The following is a 16,711-nucleotide window of genomic DNA, read 5'->3' as shown; positions in this document are numbered from 1 at the left end:
ACATGTGTTTAAGACGAACGTCCAAACGGAGGGCACCGACATGACCGGCACCGACCACACCCCGCACGTCCTCGTCTCCGGCGGCGGCATCGCCGGGCTCGCGCTCGCGCTGCAGCTCGTGCGGCAGGGCCGCCGCACCACGCTCGTCGAGCGCGCCACGGCCCCGCGTCCCGGGGGCCAGGCGGTCGACCTCCGCGGCGCGAGCCGCGAGGTCGCGACCCGCCTGGGCCTCATGCCCGGCATCGAGCAGCGCCGGGTGCACGAGGAGGGCCTCGCCTACGTGGACGGTCGGGGTCGGGTGTTCGGCCGCATGTCGATGGCCGCCTTCGACGGCGAGGGCGCCGTGGCGGAGATCGAGATCGCGCGCGGAGACCTCGCGCGCGTCCTGCTCGACGCGCTCGTCGCGGCCGGGGACGAGGCACCGGGCCTCCTCGACCTGCGCTACGGCGACCGCATCACCGCGCTCACCCAGGACGCCGACGGCGTGGACGTCACGTTCGAGCACGCCGACGACGCGCGCTTCGACCTCGTCGTCGGGGCCGACGGCGTCCACTCCGCGACCCGCCGGCTCGCGTTCGGCCCGGAGGAGCAGTTCGCGACGTACCTCGGCGGCTACGCGGCGTTCTTCACCCTGCCCACGCCCGACGACGTCGAGCCGGGCTGGTTCGCCATGCGGTTCGTGCCCGGTGCGACGTTCGGGATCCGCCCCGACCTCGACCCCTCGACCTCGAAGGCCCTGCTCACGCTCCGGGTCGACCGGGACCCCGCGCTCCGCGGCGACCGGGCGGGGCAGGAGGCGCTGGTCCGCGGCCTCCTCGAGGGCGCGGGCTGGCACGCCCCGACGATCCTCGACGCGATGTCCGACGCGTCCGACCTCTACTTCGACGAGCTCGTGCGCATCGACGTCCCCGACCCCGTCGCCGGCCGGGTCGTGCTCCTGGGGGACGCGGCGTCGTGCGGCTCGCCCATGACGGGCCAGGGCACCGCGACCGCCCTGGTCGGCGCCTACCTCCTCGCCACGCGGCTGGGGGCGACCCCCGACGACCCGGCCGGCGCGGCGCGGCGCTACGCGGCCGACGTCGCCCCGTTCGTCGAGGCGGGGAAGAAGATCCCCGGCGGCGGCATCGCGCGCATGGTGCCGGGGAGCCGGCTGGAGGCCGCGGTGCTGCGCGCGACCACCCGCGTCATGCTGTCGCGCGCGCTGCGCCCGCTCGTGCGCCGCATGTTCACGGCCGGCGGCGACGCGCCGTCGCTCCCGGTGACCGACTCGGCGCCGCAGCCCGTCCGCTGAGCGACCGCCCGGCTCCGTGCCGCGCCGGGCCCGCTGCGGGCCCGGCACGGCACGCCGTCAGACGAACCCGAACACGGGCGGGAAGACGACGACCACGATCGCGGCCCACGCCGCGTACACGGGCAGGAACCGGGTCTGCCAGGCCACGAGGTCGGCGAACGGCCGCCGTCCGCGCAGGAACGCCGTCGCCAGGACGGCGGACCACACGAGGTGCACGAGCAGGAGCAGGTTGAGCCCGAGCGCGGCGGCCTTGTTGGGGCTGACCCCGAACTCGGCGATGCGCGTGAGCATCGCGGTGAGCGCGACGGCGTCGACCGCGAGCGCCGCGACGACGAGGACGACCTGGAGGCCGTCGAAGAACGACGGCGGCGCGAGGGGGTCGCGCGCGGAGACGGAGTAGAGGAGCAGGCAGAGGACGAGCACGAGGATCGCGTCCATGAGGATGAGCAGCTCGCGGTCGACGGCGGCGAGGTTCCCCGCGGTCGCGAGGACGACGAACGCGGCGAGGAGCATGACGAGCGTCAGCGGCGTGAAGACGCGGGTCAGCACGGGCGCGATGTTCTCGACGACGTTCTGCTTGGCCTCGACGAGCCACGCGGCCACGATCAGCGCCGCCGGGACGCACAGGGTCAGGATCCAGGAGTCGAGGTAGGGCTCGAGGTCGACGCCGGCGAGCGAGAAGACCCCGATCGTCAGGCCCAGCAGGACGCCGCCCCCGAGCGCGATGAGCGTGTAGTACACGGCGAGCTCGCCCGTGAACCGCACGAAGTCCATGCGTCGTGGGTGCGAACGCCACCGCCCGCCGACGTACGCGAGCCCGACGACGGACCACAGCGCAACGGGGGCGGCGAGCGCCGCGAGGACGAAGGTCGAGTCCGTGGGCTGGAACGGGTACAGGTTGAGGACGAGGCCCAGCGCGACGAACGGCACGACGAGCGCGCCGACCACCCGTGCCGTGACCTGCCGCTTCCACGCGAGGTAGGCCGTGAGGAACGGCAGCACGAGGAGCCCGACGTTGAGGCCGACCGTCTCCCAGGGGAGGAGCACGGTCGCGACCTTGACCGTGACGCCCACCGCGACGGCGAGCGCGAGCACCACCGCGAGCTCGCGCCACGACCGCGTGCGGCCGGTCGGCTGCTCGCCGACGAGGACGAGCTGCTTCCACAGCCGCTCGGAGTGCTCCTGCGCGAACTCGCGCGACAGGTCGTCGAGCGTGCCCATGCGCTTCACGGCGACGAGGAACGCCTCGTCGTCGTCGAGCCCGGTCGCGCGCAGGTCCTCGACCCGCTCGCGCAGGTGGTCCTCCATCTCGTCGACGTCCGCGCCGGAGATGGCCTCGCGGCGGCGGACGTAGCCGCGCCACTGGTCGATCTGGGCCTCGAGCGCGGCGTGCGGGCCCGGGCTCACCCCGTCCGCCGGGGCGGTCGTGGCGCCCATCAGGCCCACCCCTCCGCGACGCGCGGCGGGGTCGGCAGCCCGTCCTGCGCCGTTCGCCAGACCTGGTGGAGCGCGTGCGCGACGACGTCCCACTGGGCCTGGCGCTCGACGAGCGCCTCGCGTCCCGCGGCGGTGATCGCGTAGTGCTTGCGGCGCCGTCCGACGTCGGACGTGCCCCACGACGCCTCGACGAGACCGAGCCTCTCCAGCCGGTGCAGCAGCGGGTACAGCATGCCGTCGGTCCACTGCATGCGGCCTCCCGAGAGCTCGTCGACGCGCTTGAGGATCGCGTAGCCGTACGACCCGCCGTCCGCGAGGATCCCCAGCACGAGCGGGGTGGCCGACGCGGCCACGAGGTCCTTGTCGATTCGCATGGCACTCCTATGCCTAGTTCTTCTAGGGATAGAGACCCTAGCAGATCTAGGTGTGGTTCCCGCCCCCCGCTACGGTGACCGGACGGCCACCCGTCAGCCCTGGGCGGGCGCGCGTGGGCCAGCGCCGCACTCGAGGCCGGGGTGCGCCGGAGCGAGGACACGGAAGCCCCGCGCCTCGTCGCTGCTCTTCCAGCCGTACGGGAACGCCGGCGGCGCCGGAGCGGGGTGACCCCGGTCCCGGCGCCGCGTGCGTGCTCGGTCAGGCGACGGCGGTCGCCTCCAGCTCGACGAGCTGTCCGGGGACCGCCAGGCGGGTCACCCCGAGCATCGTCGTCGCCGGGGCCACGCGCGCGGCCCCGAGCCGTGCGGCGAGCACCCCGTAGTGCTGGAGGAGCGCGTCGACGTCGGTCGTGTAGACGTTCAGCCGGACGACGTCCGCGAGCGTCATGCGCGCCTGGCTCAGCACCGCCTCCAGGTTGTCCAGGCTCAGCGTGAGCTGCGCCGCGAGATCACCCTCGTGCCGGGGGCGGCCGTCGTGCGACATCGCCGTCTGCCCGGAGCAGAAAAGGGTCCGGGCGTGCCCCGAGACCAGCTCCGCCTGGTTGAACCCCAGCTCCTGCGACCACGTCACGGGGTTGATCGCCGTTCGTTCCACTGCCATGCCGACTCCGTCCGACTCGTCCTGCCGGGCGCGCGCGTCGACCCTCGTGGCCGACGTCCCGCACACCCGTCTCCGAGCCTCTCGGCGATAGACGACACCCCCTGTCATGTATCCCGGTACGTTTCTCAGGTGCGCGCCGACCGGCTGGTCTCCCTGGTGCTGCTGCTCCGACAGCGGGGCCGGCTGTCCGCGACCACCCTGGCGCGTGAGCTCGAGGTGTCGACCCGCACGGTCCTGAGGGACGTCGAGGCGCTCTCCGCCGCAGGCGTGCCGATCTACGCCGAGCGCGGCCGGCACGGAGGCTTCACGCTCCTGCCCGGGTTCCGCACGGAGCTCACTGGCCTCACCCCGGACGAGGCGCTCGCCGTGCTCGCCGCCACGTCGGGTCGTGGTGGGCATGTGCTCGACCTGGGAAGCGCGCTCGCGTCGGCCGTCCGCAAGGTCGTCGACGCGCTTCCCGAGGCCCACCGTGGCGCGGCCGACGACGCGGCCCGTCGGATCCTCGTCGAGCCGGAGATCGACCTGCTCGCTCGCCGGCAGGCTGCCGAGGAGGTCCCCGTGGCAGTCCTGCGCGAGGTCCGGCGCGCCGTGCTCGGCGGGCGGAAGCTCCGGATCCGCTATGCGGCCGTCGGCCGAACACCGGCCTCGCGCGAGGTCGACCCGGTGGGCATGGTCACCGCCCGCGGCACGGGCTACCTGCTCGCCACGGTCGGCGGGGAGGACCGTACGTACCGCCTCTCCCGGGTCCTTGCCGCCGTGGCGCTCGCCGAACCGGCGGACCGTCCCGACGTCGTCGACCTCGAGCAGCTCTGGCGCGAGCGAAGCGCCCGGTTCCGGGCCGGTGACGACCAGGTCGTCGCGCGCGTCCGGCTCGTGCCGGACCGACGGGACGTGCTCGTAGGCACCGCGGTCTCCGTCCACGCCGAGTCCGTCGCCGACGGCGGCCTGCTGGTGCTCGACGTGAGCTTCCAGGACCTCCGGCACGCCGTCTGGGCGGTGTGGCAGCTCGGGCCGGACGCCGAGGTGCTGGACCCAGCACCGCTGCGCGACCTGCTGCGGGACCGCGCCGTCGCGACCGCGCGACGCTACGGGGCACCGGACGACGCCCCGACAGAGTGACGGCCCCGCCGCGGACGGCGCGGCGGGGCCGTCGTCGAGCCCGGGCGGGACCAGGTGGTCCCGCCCGGGGTCGTGCACGGGTCTCCCGGAGGAGGGTCGGGCTACCCGGCGTAGGTCTCGAGCTCGGCGACGCGGGGCGTGCCCGACGCGCCGGTGATCTCGAGGTTGATCTTCTTGAGCGACGTCGCGGTGAACGTGATCGTCCCCGCACCACTGCCCGTCTTCAGGACGGCGCCCGTGTCGTTGTTCACGAGCCGCCACGTCCCGATGCTGCCGCCGCCCGCGGCCTCCTTGACGACGACCCTGCCGACGGTCGTCGCGGTGCCCCACTTGACGGAGACGGTCCCCGTCGAGCCGCTGGGCGACCACCACGTCGCGGTGCTGCCGTCGATCGCGTTGCCGTAACTCGTCCCGCTCGCCTTGCTCGAGCCGTCCGCGCCGGCGCCGAGGCTGAGGTTGGTGCCCGACGGCGGGTCGGTCGGGTCCGTGGGGTCGGTCGGGTCGGTCGGGTCGGTGGGGTCGGGGTCCGGCGTCTGCGGCGTGCACGAGCCGTCCGAGACCTTGAGGCCCTTGTTCGCGCCCGCGGTCTGGTTCACGAGGTTCGGCACGCAGCTCGCGCCGTCGAGCGTGTAGGAGTAGGGGATGCTGACCGACGTCGTGGAGGTCAGGTTCGGACCGGCCGGCTGGATGTCACCGCTCGGGCTCGACCACGTCACGTTGTCGAGGACGTTCCCTGCGACCTGCCAGGTGCCCTTCTGGTCCGTGTAGAACGTGCCGAGGACGTCCTTCGAGTCCTCGAAGTAGTTGTTCTCGACCTTCGCCTTCGCCCCGGCCCGCGAGTTGATCCCGGACTCGTTGAGGTGCACGTAGTGGTTGTTGTAGATGTGGGCGATGCCGCCGCGCAGGAGCGGCGTGCGCGAGTCGAGGTTCTCGTACTTGTTGTGGTGGAACGTCACGAACCCGTTGGACGTGTCGCTCTCGCTCGAGCCGATGAGGCCGCCGCGGCCGGAGTTGCGCAGGATGCTGTAGGACAGCGTCACGTACTGGACGCCCGCCTTCATGTCGAACAGGCCGTCGTAGCCCTCGGACTCCCCGCCCGACGCCTCGAGCGTCACGTGGTCCACCCACACGTTGCGGACGTCGCTCTCCATGCCGATCGCGTCGCCGCCGTTCGACGTGGGCGAGCCGGACTTCTTGACGTTCTTCACGGTGACGTTCTGGATGATGACGTTGCTGGCCTCGCGGAGGTGGATGCCCAGCTGGTCGAACGTCGCGCCGTTGCCGACGCCGACGATCGTCACGTTGCTGACCTGCTTGAGCTCGATCACGCCGGCCGCCGTGTTGCAGCTGTCGCCCGAGACCTTGGCCGTGTTGCCGTGGTTGATGGTGCCCTCGACCTCGATGACGATCGGGGTGTCGTCGCTGGCCCTGTTGCACAGGGCCGCGTGGATCTGGGTGCCGGTCGTGGCGCGGACGGTCTGGCCGCCGGCACCGCCGGTCGTGCCGCCGTTCAGGGTCGCGTAGCCGGTCGCGCTCCCGGTCACGGCGGCGTTCGCCGTGCTGGTCAGGGCGGTCACGCCCATCGTGGCCGCCAGGGCCGTCGCGGCAGTGGCCGCGAGCAGTCGTCGTGCGACGGGTCGTCTCATCGTGGTGCCTCACCTTTCGTCATCGAACTGGGGGCGGTGCGTGGTGACTCGCGGTGGCCAGGTCCGCGCTCGCGTCGGTCGACGCGGCGACCTCGTCCTGGTGCGCGGGCGCCGGGTCGTGCGCACTGCGCGGCTCCCGACGACGACGTCGGGCTGGCCCGCCTCGACGAGCTCGTCGAGGCCCTCGGAGGAGGTAGAGATCTGGGTAACCGGTTTCCCGATCGTAGGATACCGGTTTCCCATTGCGCAAGCCGGGTGTTCTTGACTCCCGCTTGACCGTCGCACCCTGCCGACGGGGAGCGTCACGCTCGTGTCGCAGGAGGGTCGGCGGCGTACCGACTCTCTCCCGCTGCTACATCAGCCGGGTCGACTCGAGCGCCTTGGCGAGGTCGTCGTTGAGACCGATGAGCGGGACCCGGAGAACGAGACCGAGGAGCAGGGCGGGGAGGACGAAGAGAGCGAGACAACCGAGGGAGATCCAGTAGTCCCCGTCGTAGATCCCCGCGATGGCCGCGCGGACTGCGGTCGTCGCGTGGGAGACCGGGAGGAAGGGGCTGATGTTCTGGAACCACTGCGGGAGGACGCTGAGTGGGTAGGCCCCACCCCCGGCCGAGATCTGGACGACGAGCAGGAAGACGGCGAGGGCCTTGCCGGCCTCGCCGAACGAGAGGACCAGCGTGTACGTGATGAGCGAGAAGACCAGCGACATCACCCAGCCCGCGAGGATCAGCAGTGCCGGGTAGACCGGCCGCACGCCGACGAAGCCGATGAGCCCGACGTACAGCAGCGAGCTCTGCAGGAGAGCGAGGACGGCGAAGATGCCGTAGCGGCCGAGGTACTCCTGGGGGAGCGTGAGGTCCGTCCCGGCCGGTAGACGATCCCGCACCACGTCGACCCGGATCAGGACCGAGAGCAGCAGCGCACCGACCCACAGGCCCAGGACGGAGTAGAAGGGCGCCATCTGGGCACCGAACGTGTCGACCTTGAACACCGGGATGGTCTTGAGCGCCACGGGAGAGCTCAGCTCGCCGGCGAAGGTCTCCGGGTCGGGGCCGACGATCTCGGTGAGCTTGCTGAGATCGCCCGACTCCGAGGCTTCGCGCAGCGCGGAGGCCACGCCGTCGAACCGGGCGGCCGCGGCGTCCAGATCCCCGGCGATCGTCGTCATGGTGCCCTCGGCGGCCGTGAGCACGCCAGCGAGGGACCCGGAGCCTTCCGACAACGCAGAGACCGCGCCCGACAGGTCGTCACCGATGGCGACGAAGCCGCCGTTGATCGACGAGAGCGTGCCGGCGAGCCGGTCGAGCTGGGGCCTCAGGCTGTCGGCGTACGAGCTCTGGACGCCCTCGACGGCGTTCCTGGCCTCGTCGACGAGAGCGATGACCTCGTCACGCGTCGCCTGGCTGTCCGTCTCGCCCTGGGACAGCCGCGTCGCTGCCTCCTGGAGGCGGTCGCGCAACAGCTCCTGGCGAGCGAGGGCTCCGTCGATGCGAGAGACGACCAGCTCGAGCGCGTCGCGCAGCACGGGGTCGGTCGCAGCGTCCGCCTGCGCCTGGAGCTCGTCTCGCACTCCCTGGTAGGCGGTGATCTGCGAGTCGACCTGCGCGGCGAGCGTGTTCAAGGTCGCCACCGCCGTCTGGTTCTGCGAGTCCAGCGACGTGAAGAGCTGGTCTACCTGTGCCCCGAGTTCTCGATAGCTGTCAGCGCTCGTCGAGAAGGCCGCAGCGAGCGACTCCGTCGCGGTGTCCAGCGTGGAACCGAGTGCCCGTGCCGCGTTCGACCCGTCACCGATCGCCCCGGCCGTCTCGCGCAGGGCGTCGACCGACGAGGTCGCGAGCGACGACGCGCTGCTCACCAGCGGCTTGCTGGACGAGACGAGCATGCCGAGGGCCTGCGCGCTGCTGGCTCCCGCGCGCAGCTGGGAGGCGAGCGCCGTGGCGTTCGCCTCCAGCCGCGAGATGGCCGCGCGCGTCTCGGGGTCCTCGAGGTTGTCCGCGAGAGACGAGACGACCCCCAGCCCGACCTCGTTCAACGTCTTGGTGAAGGTCTCGTTGATCTGCACGGAGACCTCGGTCGCCGCCTCGCCCGTGATCTTCGGCGACAGCGCGTTCGTCTTCTCGTTGGTGTAGTAGTCGATCCGGGCCGACGTCGCGCCCGGCACGAGGAAGGTCATCATCTGCTGGCTGAAGTCCGCGGGGAGCACGAGAGCGGCGTAGTACTCCTCCGCCTCGGTGCCCCGGATCGCCTCCTCCGGGCTGGTGAACACCCAGTCCAGGTCGGTGTTGGCGCGCAGGGCGGACAGCACCTGATCCCCGATGTTGATCCGCACGGGCAACAGCCCACCCTCGTACCCCTCGTCAGCGTTGGCCACCGCGACCTTGAGGTTCTTCACGTTGCCGAACGGGTCCCAGCTCGAGAGCACGTTGAACCAGGCGAAGAACGAGGGGATGACGACGACCCCGAACAGCACGACGAGGGCGATCGTGCTCCGCGTCGCCTGCCGCAGGTCGTGACGGAAGAGCAGGGAGACGTTCCTCACGACCGGTCCCCGTGCCCCTGGAGCTCAGCCAGAGGCGTGTCCGAGCGGGTGGCTCGCTCCTCCCGTGCCAGGACCTGCCGCAGCGTGCTCTCGGGCATCCCCTCCACCTTCCCCGCGAAGACGATGTTCTGCCGGATGTACTCGATCGTCACGATGGTCCCGATCACGAGCAGGCACAGCACGCCCCAGAGGCCGAGGATCGTCGCCTTGGCGTCCGGCACGACCCAGGCGATGCCCAGAAGTACCGCGCTCACGACGAGACCGATCAGCAACGCCAGCCGGATCACGGTCAGATGGTGCTTCGCGAACCACTCCGCCCGACGTGCCGTCTCCTCGCGGAACCGCTGTCGATCGCTCAGCGCCTGGACGATCTGGCCGAGGCGGCGCCGGGAACCGAAGATCTGCACGTCCTCGCTGACGAAGAGCCCCGTCTCGGCCAGCTTGACGTTGAACAGCCGCGAGAAGTTGCCGAGCCTCTGCCGCAGGAACATCCCCAGGACGAAGGCCAGCACCGCGAACAGCAGGAGCACCGCGACGTACCGCCAGTAGTAGCCGTCGTAGAACCCGCCGATGGTCTCGCGCATCGCGTCGATGCCGTAGGTGAAGGGGAAGAGCGGAAACAGGGACCGAAAGAAGCCCGGCATCATCTCGATCGGGTAGATGCCCGAGGCACCGGGGATCTGCATGATCACGAGCAGGATCGCCAGACCCTTGCCGACGTAGCCGAGCGACACCGCGAGCGCGTAGATGATCGACACGTAGACGAGCCCGGCGAAGACGCTGGTCGCGACGAACGCTGGGGCGCTCGCCATCTGCACCCCGATGACGACGTCGCCGATGCTGACCAGGAGCGCCTGGAGCACGTTGAGCGCTGCGAGGAGCATCCACCTCCCGAGGTAGGCCTGGCGCACGGTGAGGTCCGGGATCCCGTCGGTGTCTGCCTCCTGCTTGAGGAGCACGACGAGCATGAACGCACCGATCCACAGAGCGAGGTTCGTGAACAACGGCGCCATGGCGGACCCGTAGGTGGCCACGGGGAACAGGTTGTGCTGCTTCACCTCCACCGGCGACGACATGAACTGCGCGACCTGCTGCGGGTCGAGCTCGGTCAGCGCGCTCAGCTTGCGCCAGACCTCGGCGCTGCTCAGAGCGCTGACGTCGGTCCGCAACCTCTCGAGGTCCTGTTCGACACTCTCCAGGTTGCCGTCGAGCAGGGTGACCGCGGAGCTCGCCTCGGCCATCTGCCCCTCGAGACCGTCGAGGAGCACGACCGCCTGCGTCACCAGCTCTCGTTGCGCCTCGAGCGCGGTCGAGAACGCGCCGGCGCTCGCCGAGAGCTCGGCCATGGTCCGGTTGATCTCCGGGACGGTACCGATCAGCACGGTGTGGATGGCGCCCGCCGAGCTCGCCGAGTCCTGGACGGCGCCGTTGATCGCGGTGGCGGTCGTCTGGAGGGCTGTGGAGACGTCCGTGATGTCCTGGTTGAGCGCCGCCAGGTCGCCGAGGAGCTGCCGGTCCGCCTCGTTGCGCTCCGCCAGCCGGTCGACCGCCTCGCTCAGCTCGCGATACCCGGGGTCCGCCGGGTCCATCGTCGCGAGCTGCGCCTGGAGCTCGGCGAGCACCGTGCTGCTGGCGTCCGCGACGGCCCCCGCGTCGTCGATCGCGGTGCCGATGGTGAGATTCGCGTGCTGCACACCTGCCGAGAGCGTGGTGACGGCGAGGTTCAGCCGCGCCGACGCCCCGGACAGCAGCGTGGCGCCGGACACGTACGCCGACGTGACCGAGTCGGTGAACGAGACCAGGTCCTGCTGCGCGTCGGCCACGAGGGTCTGAGCCTCGGTGATCGAGGACTGGACGTCGCCGATCGTCTCGTCCACCTGGGTGAGCGCGCTCTTGGCGTCCGTGAGCGCGGTCCCCGCGTCGGCGAGCGTCGTCTGCAGGTCCGCGAGGCCGCCGCGCGCGGCCTCCAGCTCTCCGACGGTGGCGTCGAGAGCGTCGAGCGTCGTCGTCCTCGCGTCGAGCAGGTGGGCCCCCGTGTCGACGCCGGCCTTCTCGAGGTCCTCGGCGATGGTCTTCGCCACGGTGGAGACGAACGTGCTGTTCACCTGAGAATCGAGGGTCGACGCTCCGACGCCGGTGATCTTCGGAGCGATCGCGTTCGCCTTCTCGTTGACGTAGTAGTCGAGCTCCGGGCGGACGTAGGTCCCCGTGGTGATGCTCAGCAGGTCCTTGCTGAAGGTGGGCGGGACGACGATGGCGGCATAGTATTCTCCGGATCTCACCGCGCGCATCGCGGCGTCCTTCTCGAGAAATCCCCACCCGAGCTGGTCGTTGGTCTTGAGCTGGTCGACGATCTGGTCGCCGACGTTGAGCTCTCCCGTCATCTCCGACGACGCCCCCTCGTCGAGGTTGACGACCGCGACCTTGACGTGCTCGGTGTCCGAGTACGGATCCCAGAAGGCGAGGATGTTCACCCACGCGTACATGGACGGCATGATGACGAGCCCCAGGACGATGGCCCACACCTTCGGTACCTGAAGAATTCTCCGGGCATCGCGGCGAAACACCCTCAGGGCATTGGCCATCGTTCCTCCCCGTCGCCCCGCGGTGTGCAGCGAGTGCATATGGACGTCGCCTGGGCGCCTCCCGGACAATGATTGTTCCGCGTCAGCGGACGACCGCGTTCCGTCGGTGCACGGGCTCGTGCCTCGGTGCACGAGTTTGGCGCGGTCCGCACAAAAACTCTCGGTCGACCCGTGATACCTGGCAAAGATCACCCGTCACATCACCCTGGCATCCCCCACCGGCTCCGCTGCGCCTCGGCCCGCAGGAGGCCGCGCAGCACGCACCCGGACTGCGTCGTGCACGGGTGAGGAACGGGTGACGACCCGTGTGCGCGCTCAGGTGAAGTTCCTGGCCCGCCGCACTCCTGACAAGGGCCGGTGCTACCGTCAAACGGCGCGACACGCCCAGAGATCTCGACGTAGGAAATGCGGATGACACGCCGCGAGCCGCGGTACGACCGTGACTCGTCCGACCATGTGGCATGGGCGACGGAAATGCACCGCGCGATGATTCCAGACGCGGGAAGATCGCACCCAGGAGGACCTCATGCGCACACGAGTCGTCCGGCCCGACACCAGTGGTTCGGTCGTCGTAGGCCGGAACATGGACGTCCTGGCGAACCGGCTCCTCGCCGCAGCGCGGGCCGAGGCGACGGCCCCGTAGGCCCCGTGGTGGTCGCCTCACGGCGTCCCGACGGACCGCGCCTCGTCGCGCAGAACCTGGCTGCACGCGATCCCGGACGCAGGCGCCTGACCTCCGCGGCGGTCGTGTCGGCAGGCGTGCTGTGCAGCGCGGTGCTCGCGCTCGAGGTCGTGCGACGTCTGCACGCCGACCCCGCCCTCCTGGCCATGGCGGTGTTCCTGTCGGCCCAGGCAGGCAACGTCGTCAAGGACCGCACACCTCGCGCCCGCGCCGGCACGGCCCTGTTCCTGGTCCCCACGGTCGCCACGGCGGTCGCCGTCGCCGCGCTGCTGTCCGCGCACCGACCAGCGGTTCTCGCAGTCTTCGTGGCACTGACCGGCGCTGCGACGTGGGTCCGCCGGTACGGGCCCCGAGCGGCAGCGATCGGCATGCTCGCGTTCATGGGCTACCTCTTCACCCTCTTCATGCGGCCCACCCCGGAAGAGCTGCCGGCCTACTGCCTGATCGCCGTCGGCGCGGTCGCGACCCAGGCCGTCGCCCGCGCCCTCCTCCGGCTCGAGCACCCTCGCCGTACGTTGCTCGCCCTCCTGGCCGAGCTGCGCATCGCGTCCGCCACCGCACTCCGCTCCGCGTCCCACCCGGCCCGCACCGGCACGCTCCGCACCCGGCTCGCCCGGATCGACGCGGTCGGCCGTGCCCTCACGTCATGGCAGCAGGACTACTCCACGTCCCGCCACGTCGGCTGCAGCGAGCGGTCGCTCGCCCGGCTCGTGCTCGACGCCCGGATCTGCACCGAGGAGACGTGCGACGAGCTGGCCCGTGCTGCCGATCGCCGAGCGGGGACCAGGGAGAGCGCCGTCCCGACCGCTCTCGCGCACCTGGACGCGGTGCTCGGCCCGCACCCGTCGAGCGCCCGCGTCGAGGCCGCGAGGGCGTGGGCCACCCGCACGCTCTCCTCGCGAGGGCGACCCCGTGGTGACGGCGTCCTGGAGTATCTCGTCGCACGGAGCACGCTCGCGCACGCCCGACTGCGCCAGGCCGAGCAGACACGTGGCACCCCGATGCCCCCGGTCGGTGCTCCGGACCCGTCGAGAGCCCACGCGTGGACCGGCGTCGGCGCTGCCGCACCACGTCCCGAGCGCCGCGTGCCCCACCCGCGCTGGACGCCGTGGCGGGAGTGGGCGCCGACGAGCCGGCTCGCGGTGCAGGCGATGATCGCGGCGTCGACGGCGGCCGCCGTCGGCGAAGCCATCTCCGCGAGCCGCTGGTACTGGGCGGTGATGAGCGCGTTCGTCATCTTCGCAGGGACGACCACGCGGGGTGGCGTCCTCACCCGTGCGTACCGGCGGGTCGCGGGGACGGTGGGAGGCATCGTCGTCGGCGTCGGGGCCGTCTCCCTGGCCGACCAGCACACGAGCGTCCTCGTCGGGATCAGCGTCGTCGCCGTGTTCGGCATGCTCTACCTCGGGCCGGTCAACTACGTCTACACGTCGTTCTTCATGACGGTCGTCGTGGTCGCGATCTACGCCATGCTCGGCGCCCTCCGCCACGACATCCTCGAGCTCCGGCTCGAGGAGACCCTGGCGGGAGCGGCCATCGGCGTCCTGTGCGCCTACCTGATCCTCTCGGCGAGCTCGCACCCCGCCCTGCTGGTGACGGTGAGCGCCTACTTCCATGCGCTGGACCAGCTGCTCCAGGTCGGGGACCGTACGTTCGGCGGGCGCGGCGACGGTGACGAGGCCCTCGCTGCCCTGCACGACCTCGAGGCTGCACGGGACGACGCCGAGCAGACCGTCGAGACGATGTCGACGGCGCTGCTCGGCCGCCACGTGTCAGAGGTGTCCGCCATCCATCTCATGTACGTCGCGACCCGCGCGTGCGGGGCCTTCGCGCAGGCGGTGATGGTGCGCGGGGCGCAGGCGGCCGGGAGCAGCGGCACGGGCGACCTCGTCGTTCAGGAGGCGATCGCCGACGTCCGAGCGGCTGCGGACGCCACCCGGGGTCGGCTCGACCACGCGCGGGACGGCACGTCCACGTTCGCCGCGTCAGTCGTCTCCCAGGTCCATCGGTTGCCGTCGGACGCGAGCGCGTCCCAGGCGTCGGCGCTCTTCGCCCTGGGCCGGGTCGAGTGGGCTCTGCGACACCTCTCGGAGGTCAGGTCGCGGCCGCCCGCGGGGTCGCGCCCGTCCGCACGGTCCGAAGGATCTGGATCACGCCGAGGACGACGAGGGAGACGCCGAGCACCCACCACAGCGCAGCGACACCCCACATCGGAGCCAGCAGCAGGACGACCCCGGCGAGAGCGCTGACGCCCGCGAACGCGAACGTCCAGCCCGCCGGACGCCGGGGACCGGGGGCCGCCGCCTCCGAGCGCATCGTCACGACGGCGACGACGCTCTCGACGATCCACAGGATGCCGACGAGCATGCCCACGAGATCGGCGAGCCACACCGTGGCGCGGCCCAGGTGGGTCAGGGCGACGACGCCCACGACGACGCCGAGCACCCCCAGCAGCCCGAACCCGACGCGTGCACCTCGCGCGCGGGAGCGCGAGGACGCGAACGCCAGGTAGACGACGCCCACGACGAGCGCGTAGACCGCCACGATCGCGGCCGCCACCTGTGCGGTCCTCGTCGGCCAGGCCAGGACGAGCATCCCGAGGACGAGCGCGACGACGCCGCTCGCCCGGATGACCGCCCGCAGGCGGTGGCCGAGGGAGCCGGGCTCGTCGTTCTCGGCGACGGTGCGTGGGCCCGGTGTCGACATGCCGCATGACCTCTCGTCGCAGGACGACGTGCGAGCAACCGATCGGCGGGGATATTCGGTGCGCCGACGAAGAGCCCGTTCCGCACGGATGCGCGGCGGCGTCCGGGCGAGCATATCTTTCCGCTCTCCCGCGCGCATTCAATGGAATATCGGGTGACCGCCGGGGTGACCGCCGGGGTGATATTCAGGGCATTCCCAGGCAGGATCGCGACGCCGTGGACACAATCGATCTCATAGGCGTAGCAATGTCCGACGCGGCCGGCACGGTCGTCGTCGAGAGGCTATGCGACCGACTGCACGAGAGGGACGTCTGTGAGCACGAATTCCGGAACGATCCGCACGGTCAACGGCATCCGCACGGCCGTCGGCGTGAGCGGGCTCGTCAGCGCGATCCTCGGCGTCCTCATTCTCGTGTGGCCGGGACGTACCGCGATGGTCGTCACCGCGATCGTCGCGGCCTATGCGATCATCGCGGGCCTCGTCCACCTCGGGCTCGGGCTCTTCAGCGGCGGCAAGGGCGGGTGGGCGCGCGTCGGTCGGATCCTCCTCGGGGTCGTGTTCATCGTCGCGGGCGTCCTGGCTTTCCTGAACCTCGGCCAGACCACCACCTTCCTCGCGCTGTTCCTCGGGATCCTCGTCGGGATCCTGTGGATCGTCGAGGGCATCGTGGACCTGACCTCGCTCCGTGACGCCGCCTCGAAGACGATCTCGATCCTGTTCGCGATCCTGTCGATCGTCGCGGGCGTCGTCCTGCTCCTCACACCGCTGTGGGGCGTCACCGTGCTGTGGTGGCTCCTGGGCCTCTCCCTCATCGTCCTCGGCCTCGTGAACATCGTGCGCGGCTTCCGCTACGGAACCGTCCGGGCATGAGGAGCCGCACCGTGACCACCCTCGACGGCCTGTACAACTTTCGCGACACCGGCGGGCTCCCGCTCCAGGGCGGTGGCTACACCCGCCCGGGGGTGCTCTACCGGTCGGAGGCGTTGCGGAGCCTCACCGACCAGGGAGTCGCCCAGCTCGCCGCGACGGAGATCGGTGTGGTCGCGGACCTCCGCACCTCCGCCGAACGCGAGGCCGCGCCCGACCGGCTGCCGAGCACGAGGCCGTTCGACACGGTCCGGCTGGCGATCGCCCAGGGGGCCATCGGCGAGCAGATCGGTGCCCTGACGGGCCCGGCGGGCGCGCCGTCGTCGGACGACGTCCGTGCGGGCATCGAGTCGTTGCCGGCACTGGGCGACCTCTACGTCTGGATGCTGCAGCGGTCCGCCGCGGCGTTCGCCGAGGTCGCGCGCATCGTCGCGGCCTCGCACGACGGCGCTCCCACGGCAGTGGTCGTCCACTGCACCGCCGGCAAGGACAGGACCGGCGTGGCCGTCGCGCTGCTCCTCGACGCGGTGGGGGTCGAGCGCACGGCGACCGTCGACGACTACGCGCAGTCCCAGCGCAATCTCTCCGGTCCGTGGGCGGACGGCATGATCCACATGATCGAGTCGCTCGGCATCACCGTCACGCCGCAGCTGCGGACGCTCGCCACCGGGACGCCCCCGTCCGCGATCCAGCAGGCGCTCGCGTGGGTCGGCGCCGGCGGCGGGAGCGCGGAGTACCTGATGTCGGGCGGTCTCACGCCTCGCGAGCTGAGCACCGTCCGGCGACGCCTCGCTGGGTGAGGCT

Annotated in this window: 11 protein-coding genes and 1 pseudogene; 5 read left to right on the top strand and 7 right to left on the bottom strand. The window is 71.3% G+C overall.

The features are described 5' to 3' along the window. Positions 1-40: 40 nt before the first annotated feature. Positions 41-1,291: an FAD-dependent monooxygenase gene (locus tag ACZ402_RS14120; protein ID WP_375823201.1), complete on the top strand. Its 1,251-nt coding sequence runs from the start codon at positions 41-43 to the stop codon at positions 1,289-1,291. 57 nt (positions 1,292-1,348) lie between these two features. Here ACZ402_RS14120 and ACZ402_RS14115 read toward each other — a convergent pair whose 3' ends face one another. From ACZ402_RS14115 to ACZ402_RS14105, 3 genes are all read right to left on the bottom strand, one after another. Then, positions 1,349-2,728, bottom strand: a complete 1,380-nt coding sequence (locus ACZ402_RS14115) for a permease prefix domain 1-containing protein (protein ID WP_375823202.1) — start codon at positions 2,726-2,728, stop codon at positions 1,349-1,351. Next, positions 2,728-3,102 carry a PadR family transcriptional regulator gene (locus ACZ402_RS14110; protein WP_375823203.1) on the bottom strand — a complete coding sequence of 125 codons (375 nt, stop codon included), beginning with the start codon at positions 3,100-3,102 and terminating at the stop codon, positions 2,728-2,730. The genes ACZ402_RS14115 and ACZ402_RS14110 overlap by 1 nt, the downstream gene beginning before the upstream one ends. 259 nt (positions 3,103-3,361) lie before the next feature. Further along, a complete protein-coding gene (locus tag ACZ402_RS14105; RefSeq protein ID WP_375823486.1) occupies positions 3,362-3,757 on the bottom strand; it encodes a RidA family protein in 396 nt (131 codons plus the stop codon). Between the two features lie 135 nt (positions 3,758-3,892). On the opposite strand from ACZ402_RS14105, the gene ACZ402_RS14100 reads away from it, so the two are divergent. After that, on the top strand, positions 3,893-4,882 hold the full coding sequence (locus ACZ402_RS14100) for a helix-turn-helix transcriptional regulator (RefSeq protein WP_375823204.1): 990 nt from the start codon (positions 3,893-3,895) through the stop codon (positions 4,880-4,882). 101 nt (positions 4,883-4,983) lie between these two features. On the opposite strand, the gene ACZ402_RS14095 is transcribed toward ACZ402_RS14100, so the two are convergent. From ACZ402_RS14095 to ACZ402_RS14085, 3 genes are all read right to left on the bottom strand, one after another. After that, positions 4,984-6,528: a pectate lyase family protein gene (locus ACZ402_RS14095; protein ID WP_375823205.1), complete on the bottom strand. Its 1,545-nt coding sequence runs from the start codon at positions 6,526-6,528 to the stop codon at positions 4,984-4,986. Positions 6,529-6,880: 352 nt separating this feature from the next. Beyond that, the gene (locus ACZ402_RS14090; RefSeq protein WP_375823206.1) at positions 6,881-9,067 is read right to left on the bottom strand and encodes a YhgE/Pip family protein; all 2,187 of its coding nucleotides are present in this window, start codon (positions 9,065-9,067) and stop codon (positions 6,881-6,883) included. Further along, the gene (locus ACZ402_RS14085; protein WP_465272268.1) at positions 9,064-11,652 is read right to left on the bottom strand and encodes a YhgE/Pip domain-containing protein; all 2,589 of its coding nucleotides are present in this window, start codon (positions 11,650-11,652) and stop codon (positions 9,064-9,066) included. The genes ACZ402_RS14090 and ACZ402_RS14085 overlap by 4 nt, the downstream gene beginning before the upstream one ends. Positions 11,653-12,057: 405 nt before the next feature. Between ACZ402_RS14085 and ACZ402_RS14080 the strand changes: the two are divergent. Beyond that, positions 12,058-13,872, top strand: a pseudogene (locus ACZ402_RS14080) (FUSC family protein); the annotation flags it as partial. Positions 13,873-14,428: 556 nt separating this feature from the next. On the opposite strand, the gene ACZ402_RS14075 reads toward ACZ402_RS14080, so the two are convergent. Next, positions 14,429-15,040 (bottom strand): DUF308 domain-containing protein, encoded by a 612-nt coding sequence (locus tag ACZ402_RS14075; protein WP_375823208.1) that lies wholly within the window; start codon positions 15,038-15,040, stop codon positions 14,429-14,431. Between the two features lie 312 nt (positions 15,041-15,352). Between ACZ402_RS14075 and ACZ402_RS14070 the strand changes: the two genes are divergently transcribed. Both ACZ402_RS14070 and ACZ402_RS14065 read left to right on the top strand, forming a co-directional pair. Beyond that, a complete protein-coding gene (locus ACZ402_RS14070) occupies positions 15,353-15,910 on the top strand; it encodes an HdeD family acid-resistance protein (RefSeq protein ID WP_375823209.1) in 558 nt (185 codons plus the stop codon). A gap of 11 nt (positions 15,911-15,921) precedes the next feature. Further along, the gene (locus tag ACZ402_RS14065; protein ID WP_375823210.1) at positions 15,922-16,707 is read left to right on the top strand and encodes a tyrosine-protein phosphatase; all 786 of its coding nucleotides are present in this window, start codon (positions 15,922-15,924) and stop codon (positions 16,705-16,707) included. Positions 16,708-16,711 lie beyond the last annotated feature (4 nt).

The organism is Cellulosimicrobium sp. NPDC030954 (genome assembly GCF_055571305.1).
Note: the sequence above shows the minus strand (reverse complement) of the source record. Positions and strands in the feature narration are given on the sequence as shown.

Coding starts and splice junctions, on each gene's coding strand:
- ACZ402_RS14110 (WP_375823203.1), bottom strand. CDS start 3,102: ATGCGAATCGACAAGGACCTCGTGGCCGCGTCGGCCACCCCGCTCGTG.
- ACZ402_RS14120 (WP_375823201.1), top strand. CDS start 41: ATGACCGGCACCGACCACACCCCGCACGTCCTCGTCTCCGGCGGCGGC.
- ACZ402_RS14115 (WP_375823202.1), bottom strand. CDS start 2,728: ATGGGCGCCACGACCGCCCCGGCGGACGGGGTGAGCCCGGGCCCGCAC.
- ACZ402_RS14095 (WP_375823205.1), bottom strand. CDS start 6,528: ATGAGACGACCCGTCGCACGACGACTGCTCGCGGCCACTGCCGCGACG.
- ACZ402_RS14085 (WP_465272268.1), bottom strand. CDS start 11,652: ATGGCCAATGCCCTGAGGGTGTTTCGCCGCGATGCCCGGAGAATTCTT.
- ACZ402_RS14075 (WP_375823208.1), bottom strand. CDS start 15,040: ATGTCGACACCGGGCCCACGCACCGTCGCCGAGAACGACGAGCCCGGC.